The sequence below is a fragment of the Mesorhizobium sp. M7A.F.Ca.AU.002.02.1.1 genome (genome assembly GCF_003998535.1).
Taxonomy (GTDB): domain Bacteria; phylum Pseudomonadota; class Alphaproteobacteria; order Rhizobiales; family Rhizobiaceae; genus Mesorhizobium; species Mesorhizobium ciceri.
The window spans coordinates 1-1,516 of the sequence record NZ_RZPB01001101.1 but is presented as its reverse complement, the minus strand read 5'-3'; the positions used below and the strand labels follow the sequence as shown (position 1 = coordinate 1,516).

General features: G+C 66.0%; 3 protein-coding genes and 1 pseudogene. All 4 read left to right on the top strand.

Features of this window, described 5'->3' with window-relative positions:
• Positions 1 to 263, top strand: a 263-nt coding sequence (locus EN879_RS35445) for an alpha/beta fold hydrolase (protein ID WP_127274692.1), incomplete at its 5' end; no start/stop codon positions are given.
• Positions 256 to 663 (top strand): 4-carboxymuconolactone decarboxylase, encoded by a 408-nt coding sequence (gene pcaC, locus EN879_RS35440; RefSeq protein WP_013532963.1) that lies wholly within the window; start codon positions 256 to 258, stop codon positions 661 to 663. The genes EN879_RS35445 and pcaC, both read left to right, overlap by 8 nt.
• Entirely contained in the window at positions 653 to 1,408 is a 756-nt protein-coding gene (gene pcaH, locus EN879_RS35435) for a protocatechuate 3,4-dioxygenase subunit beta (protein WP_013532962.1), read from the top strand. The genes pcaC and pcaH overlap by 11 nt, the downstream gene beginning before the upstream one ends.
• A pseudogene (locus tag EN879_RS40380) lies at positions 1,408 to 1,516 on the top strand (protocatechuate 3,4-dioxygenase subunit alpha); the annotation flags it as partial. The gene pcaH and the pseudogene EN879_RS40380, both read left to right, overlap by 1 nt.

The following is a 1,516-nucleotide window of genomic DNA, read 5'->3' as shown; positions in this document are numbered from 1 at the left end:
GGACTTGCGCGGCCGTTCGCGATGCCGATTTCACCGATGCTGCACGCCGCATCGCGGTGCCGACGCTCTGCGTCGCCGGCGACCAGGATGGCTCGACACCTCCCGATCTCGTCCGCTCGCTGGCCGCGCTGATCCCCGGCGCGCGCTTCGAAATCATCCGCGACGCTGGACACATTCCTTGCGTCGAACAGCCTGAAGCGCTCACCGCCCTGATCCGCGGCTTTATCGCGTCGCTTGCCCCTGGAGCAGAAACCCATGGATGAAGTCCCCGGCAACGCAACCAGATATCGCACCGGCCTCGCGGTGCGGCGCTCGGTGCTTGGTGACCGCCATGTCGACCGCGCCGAGGTCGCCGCCACCGATTTCGACCAGCCTTTCCAGGAGTTGATCACCGAGGCCGCCTGGGGAACCGTGTGGGCGCGGCCGGGCTTGACCAGGCGTGAGCGTTCGATCGTCACGCTGGCGCTGCTGGCCGCACTCGGCCATGATGAGGAGGTTGCTATGCATGTGCGCGCCACCGTCAACACCGGTGCCTCGCGCGACGATATCTGCGAGGCGTTCCTGCATGTCGCCATCTATGCCGGCGTGCCGGCCGCCAACCGTGCCTTCAGAATTGCCAAGGACGTGTTTTCGGAAATGGACGGAAGCCAGAATGACCGCTGAGTCCGGCTCGAACCGAAGGCCCGAGACCGGCGCCTTCTTCCAGCGCGACCGGACCTGGCATCCACCTGTTCTGACACCGAATTACAAGACCTCCGTGCTGCGCTCGCCGCAGAAGGCGCCGCTGCCGTTCGACAACACGCTGTCGGAGATTGCAGGCCCGGTCTTCGGTCACGCCATGCTCGGCAAACTCGACGCCGACCTGATCCACAATTTCGCCAGGCCCGGCGAGAGCGCGCTCGGCGAGCGCATCATCGTCCATGGCCGGGTGCTCGATGAACGCGGCGTTGGCGTACCCGGCGCGCTGCTCGAATTCTGGCAGGCCAATGCCGGCGGCCGCTACCGCCACAAGAAGGACGGCTATCTGGCGCCGCTCGACCCGAACTTTGGCGGCTGCGGGCGCGCCATAACAGGCGAGGATGGCGGCTACGCCTTTCGCACTGTCAAGCCCGGCCCCTATCCCTGGCCGAACGGGCCGAACGACTGGCGGCCCTCGCACATCCATTTCTCGGTCTTCGGCCACGGCTTTGCGCAGCGGCTGATCACGCAGATGTATTTCGAGGGTGATCCGCTGATCTGGCACTGCCCGATCGTGCGCGGCATCCCCGACAAGGCCGCCGTCGAAACGCTGATCGCCACGCTCGACATGCAGGCGACGATCCCCTTCGACGCGCGCGCCTACAAGTTCGACATCGTGCTGCGCGGGCGCCGCGCGTCGCTGTTCGAAAACAGGCTGGAGGGCAATTGATGGCCCAGTCGCTCGACCGGCTCAGGGAAAGCCCCTCGCAGACCGCCGGACCTTATGTTCATATCGGGCTGACGCCCAATTTCTGCGGCATCGGCGGCGTCTATGCGA